A 4,845-nucleotide genomic window follows, 5' to 3' on the forward strand; every position below is an offset into this window, starting at 1 on the left:
CCACCGGCTCAGCGTCTCCCGCTCATCCTCAGTGAGCACCAGCTCCGCGACTGGCCGACCCGTCCGCGCCATCGAGCCAGACTACCAGCAATTAAGGCGCGGATTAACGACTCGGGACACTAGGCCTTCTGGACGGTCGAGACCTCGACCCAGCGCGTCAGCAGGCGTTCGGCTGCACCCGAGTCGACGGCGGCCGCGGCGCGCTCGAGCGCCGCCGGGAAGGCGTCGGCCAGCCGCGCGGGCGGCCCGTCGAACGCGACCAGCGCGCCGGCCGCGTTGAGCAGCACCGCGTCGCGCACGGGGCCGGTGTGCCCGCCGACGAGGGCGCGGAAGACCTCGGCGTTCTCGGCCGGGCTGCCGCCGCGCAGCGCCTCCTTGGTGGCGGGCGCGAGGCCCAGCGCGGCCGGGTCGACGCTCTCCTCCCGGACCTGCCCGCCGGCGACGACCCAGGCGGTGCTGGTGGTCGTGGTGGTGAGCTCGTCGAGGCCGTCGTCGCCGCGGACCACGAGCGCGGTGCCCCCGCGCCCCGCGAGCACCTCGGCGATCACGGGTGCGAGCCGCGGGTCGGCGCACCCGACGAGCGCGGCGGGCGGCTGGGCGGGGTTGGTGAGGGGGCCGAGCACGTTCATCGCGGTGGGCACGCCGAGCTCGCGGCGTGGGGCGGCCGCGTGCCGCATCGCCGGGTGGAACACCGGGGCGAAGCAGAAGCCGATGCCCGCCTCCGCCACGCAGGCCGCGACCCCGTCGGGCGGCAGGTCGATCACGACGCCGAGCGCCTCGAGCACGTCGGCGGCCCCGCTCGACGACGACGCGGCGCGGTTGCCGTGCTTCACGACCGGCGCGCCCGCGGCCGCCACGACGACCGCGCTCATCGTGGAGATGTTGACGGTGTGGGCCTGGTCACCTCCGGTGCCGACGACGTCCACCGCCGGTCCGGGCACGGTGACCCGCCGGGCGTGGCGCAGCATCGCCTCGGCGAGACCGGCGATCTCGGCGGCCGTCTCCCCCTTGGCCCGCAGCGCGACCAGGAACCCGGCGAGCTGGGCGGAGGTGGCCTCGGCCGAGAGCACCCGGTCCATCACCCAGGCCGTGTCCGCGGCGCCCAGGTGCTCGCCGCGGATCAGCCGGCCGAGCAGACCCGGCCAGCTGAGCCCGGTCTCAGCCACGGACCGCAACCGACGCCGAGCGCCGCAGCACATCGGCCACCGCCTCGGCGGCGGTGAGCGGGTCGAGCGGGTGCACGAGCACCGCGTCGGCCTGGGACCAGGTGGCGAGCCAGCGGTCGTCCCGCCTGCGCACCGTGACGATGATCGGCGGGCAGTCGTCGATCTCGTTCTTCAGCTGGCGGGAGATGCCCATGCCGCCGGTCGGCTGGGCCTCGCCGTCGAGGATCGCCAGGTCGAACTCGCCGGCGTCGGCGCCCTGCAGCACCTCCGCGATCCCGCCGGCCTCCTGGAAGCGGATGCGGGGGAGGTCGGGCGCCGGGCGCCGGCCGATGGCCATGATGATGGCCTCGCGGACCTCGGGGCGATGGCTGAACACCAGCACGGTCAGGGCCTCGTGCGCGACAGGGCTGCTCACGGGGAGGAACTGTAGTGCGACGTGCTCGTCCGCCCGGTCCCGCCTGCCCCGGGGGCAAGGACGACAGCGTGTAGAAGATGGTTCATACTGCCCCGGTGACGACTGCGGCTCCCACCATCAGCGCGCGCATCCATTCGCTGAACCGCCCCAACCTGGTCAGCGTCGGCACCATCGTCTGGCTGTCCAGCGAGCTGATGTTCTTCGCCGGGCTGTTCGCGATCTACTTCACCGCGCGCGCGCAGAACCCGCCGGATCTGTCGTGGCCCCCGCCTCCGACCCACCTCGACGTGCCTTACGCGCTGGTGGTGACGATCATCCTCGTCGCGTCGTCGTTCACCTGCCAGTTCGGCGTGTTCGCGGCGGAACGCGGCGACGTGTTCGGGCTGCGCCGCTGGTACCTGCTGACCCTGATCATGGGCACGCTGTTCGTCCTCGGCCAGGCCAACGAGTACCGCACCCTGGTCGAGGAGGGCACCACGCTCTCCTCCGACGCGTACGGCACCGTCTTCTACCTGGCCACCGGATTCCACGGGCTGCACGTCACCGGCGGGCTGATCGCGTTCATCTACCTGTTGATCCGCACCAAGCTCACCAAGTTCACGCCGCAGCAGGCCACCGCCGCGATCGTCGTGTCCTACTACTGGCACTTCGTGGACGTCGTGTGGATCGGCCTCTTCACCGTCATCTACTTCATCCGCTGATTCCCCGACCGTTAAGGGCTGGACGACGCCGACGATGACCACCACACCCCCTTCGAGGAAGCCCCGCGGGCCGCGCAGCCGGTTCCGCCGCCGCGTCGCAGGCGCGTTGGCGCTGGGGATCGGCCTGCTCACCGCGGGAGGCCTGTACACCGCCTTCGCCCCGCAGCCGCAGGTGGCCACGGCGCAGGAGGGCGACACCGCGCTGATCGCGCAGGGCGAGCAGATCTACAACAACACCTGCGTCAGCTGCCACGGCTCCAACCTGCAGGGCGTCCAGGACCGCGGACCGAGCCTCATCGGCGTCGGCGACGCGGCCGTCTACTTCCAGGTGTCGACCGGCCGGATGCCGCTGGCCCGCCAGGAAGCGCAGGCGGCGCGCAAGCCGGTCGGCCCGCAGTTCGACCCGAACACCGAAGAGGGCATGGCCAACATCGACGCGCTGGGCGCGTTCGTCCAGGCCAACGGCGGCGGGCCCACCCGGCCGGCCGCGGAGGGTCAGGCCCTCCAGGGCAGTGACCCCGCGCGCGGCGGTGAGCTGTTCCGCCTCAACTGCGCGTCCTGCCACAACTTCACGGGACGCGGTGGGGCCCTGTCCTCCGGGAAGTACGCCCCGACGCTCGACCCGGCCACCGAGCTGGACATCTACACGGCGATGCTCACGGGCCCGCAGAACATGCCGAAGTTCTCCGACCGGCAGCTCGCGCCGGACGAGAAGGAGGACATCATCGCCTACGTCAAGTCGGTGACGGACGGGAACAACAACCCGGGCGGCAACCCGCTGGGCGGGATCGGGCCGGTGTCCGAGGGCCTGGTCGCCTTCATCGTCGGCATCGCCGCAATGATCGGCGTCGCAATGTGGCTGGGAGCCAAGTCATGACCACATCGCACCAGCAACCACCCGCGCCCACCGCGGCCGATGTCGAGGACATGACCCTCGAGCAGCGCGCGCGGCTGGCCGGGGAGCTCGACGACGTCGACGTCGTCCACAACCAGCGCAAGTGGCCGCTGCCGGGCACCCGCGCCGAGAAGCGCGCGGAACGCGCCGTGGCGCTGTGGTTCGTCATCTCCGCGGTGTCCGGGCTGGCCTTCCTCGGCTCGTTCCTGTTCTGGCCGTTCGAGTACGTGGCGCCCAGCGAGCCCGGCTACTCCCTGTACGCGCTCTACACGCCGATCGTCGGCTTCACGTTCGGGCTCTCGGTGCTCGCGCTCGGGATCGGCGTGATCGCCTACATCAAGAAGTTCTTCCCCGACGAGGTGTCGGTCCAGCAGCGCCACGACGGCGCCTCCGACGACGTCGCCCGGCTCACCGTCACCTCCCAGCTGGTCAAGGCGGGCAAGGACACCGACATCGCGCGCCGCAAGCTGATCATCCGGGCGGCCGGCGGTGCAGCGGGCGTGCTCGGTCTCGGGCTCGGCATCGCGGCCGTCGCGCCGCTGGTGCGCAACCCGTGGAAGGGCGGCGACGACGCCGCGCTGTGGGTCACCCCCTGGAAGCCCGTCAACGGCGAGACCGTCTACCTGCGCCGCGACACCGGCGACCCGCACGACATCTCCCTCATCCGCCCCGAGGACCAGGACCCCGGCTCGATGGAGACGGTGTTCCCGTTCCGGGAGTCCGACCGGGACGACGAGGAGGCCCTGATCCGCAGCCTCCGGGCCTCCGACGCCCCGGTCATGCTGATCCGGCTGCGCCCCGACCAGCAGGTCGTGCACCGCAACGGTCAGGAAGACTTCAACTACGGCGACTACTACGCGTTCTCCAAGATCTGCAGCCACCTGGGCTGCCCCACCTCGCTGTACGAGTCGCAGACCAACCGGATCCTCTGCCCGTGCCACCAGTCGCAGTTCCTGGCCACGGAGTACGCCAGGCCGATCTTCGGTCCGGCGACGAGGCCGCTCGCCCAGCTTCCCATTACAGTGAACGACGAGGGATATCTCGTCGCCAGGAGCGACTTCGCCGAGCCAGTCGGCCCGGCCTTCTGGGAGCGGAGGTACAACCCGTGAGTTCCCTCACGACACCCACCGGGTCGGGAGCCAACGCGAAGGTGGTCGGCGCGCTCGACGAGCTCGACCAGCGCTACCACCCGGCCGCGGGCATGCGGAAGCAGTTCAACAAGGTCTTCCCCACCCACTGGTCGTTCATGCTGGGCGAGATCGCGCTCTACAGCTTCATCGTCCTGCTGCTGTCGGGCACCTACCTGGGGTTGTTCTTCGACCCTTCCATGCAGGAAGTCACCTACAACGGCCCGTTCGAGAACCTGCGCGGCATCCACATGTCGCGGGCCTACGAGAGCACCCTGGAGATCTCCTTCCAGGTCCGCGGCGGGTTGTTCGTCCGCCAGGTGCACCACTGGGCGGCGCTGCTGTTCCTGGCCGCGATGGTCGTGCACATGTTCCGCACGTACTTCACCGGCGCCTTCCGCAAGCCGCGCGAGGCCAACTGGGTGATCGGCGTGCTGCTGCTGTTCCTCGGCTTCTTCGCCGGGTTCACCGGCTACTCCATCCCCGACGACCTGCTGTCGGGCACGGGCCTGCGAATCGCGTCCGGGTTCATGCTGGCCGT

Annotated in this window: 6 protein-coding genes; 4 read left to right on the top strand and 2 right to left on the bottom strand. The window is 71.0% G+C overall.

Translation table 11 applies throughout. From position 1 onward, the window contains the following. Positions 1 to 119: 119 nt before the first annotated feature. Positions 120 to 1,166 (bottom strand): anthranilate phosphoribosyltransferase, encoded by a 1,047-nt coding sequence (gene trpD, locus ACU436_RS42225; protein WP_459032806.1) that lies wholly within the window; start codon positions 1,164 to 1,166, stop codon positions 120 to 122. After that, positions 1,159 to 1,581 (bottom strand): hypothetical protein, encoded by a 423-nt coding sequence (locus ACU436_RS42230; RefSeq protein WP_459032807.1) that lies wholly within the window; start codon positions 1,579 to 1,581, stop codon positions 1,159 to 1,161. Before ACU436_RS42230 ends, trpD begins: the two co-directional genes overlap by 8 nt. A 77-nt stretch (positions 1,582 to 1,658) precedes the next feature. Between ACU436_RS42230 and ctaE the strand changes: the two genes are divergently transcribed. The 4 genes from ctaE to ACU436_RS42250 form a co-directional block, all read left to right on the top strand. Next, positions 1,659 to 2,282 (top strand): aa3-type cytochrome oxidase subunit III, encoded by a 624-nt coding sequence (gene ctaE / locus ACU436_RS42235; protein WP_459032808.1) that lies wholly within the window; start codon positions 1,659 to 1,661, stop codon positions 2,280 to 2,282. 34 nt (positions 2,283 to 2,316) lie between these two features. Beyond that, entirely contained in the window at positions 2,317 to 3,159 is an 843-nt protein-coding gene (gene qcrC / locus ACU436_RS42240) for a cytochrome bc1 complex diheme cytochrome c subunit (RefSeq protein WP_459032809.1), read from the top strand. Beyond that, positions 3,156 to 4,286: a cytochrome bc1 complex Rieske iron-sulfur subunit gene (gene qcrA / locus ACU436_RS42245; protein WP_459032810.1), complete on the top strand. Its 1,131-nt coding sequence runs from the start codon at positions 3,156 to 3,158 to the stop codon at positions 4,284 to 4,286. Before qcrC ends, qcrA begins: the two co-directional genes overlap by 4 nt. After that, positions 4,283 to 4,845, top strand: a 563-nt coding sequence (locus ACU436_RS42250; protein WP_459032811.1) for a cytochrome b, incomplete at its 3' end; no start/stop codon positions are given. The genes qcrA and ACU436_RS42250, both read left to right, overlap by 4 nt.

Source organism: Pseudonocardia wallangbongensis (genome assembly GCF_054486945.1).

Excerpts from the sequence above, each read along its gene's own strand:
- ctaE (WP_459032808.1), top strand. The coding sequence starts at position 1,659 with ATGGTTCATACTGCCCCGGTGACGACTGCGGCTCCCACCATCAGCGCG.
- qcrC (WP_459032809.1), top strand. The coding sequence starts at position 2,317 with ATGACCACCACACCCCCTTCGAGGAAGCCCCGCGGGCCGCGCAGCCGG.
- qcrA (WP_459032810.1), top strand. The coding sequence starts at position 3,156 with ATGACCACATCGCACCAGCAACCACCCGCGCCCACCGCGGCCGATGTC.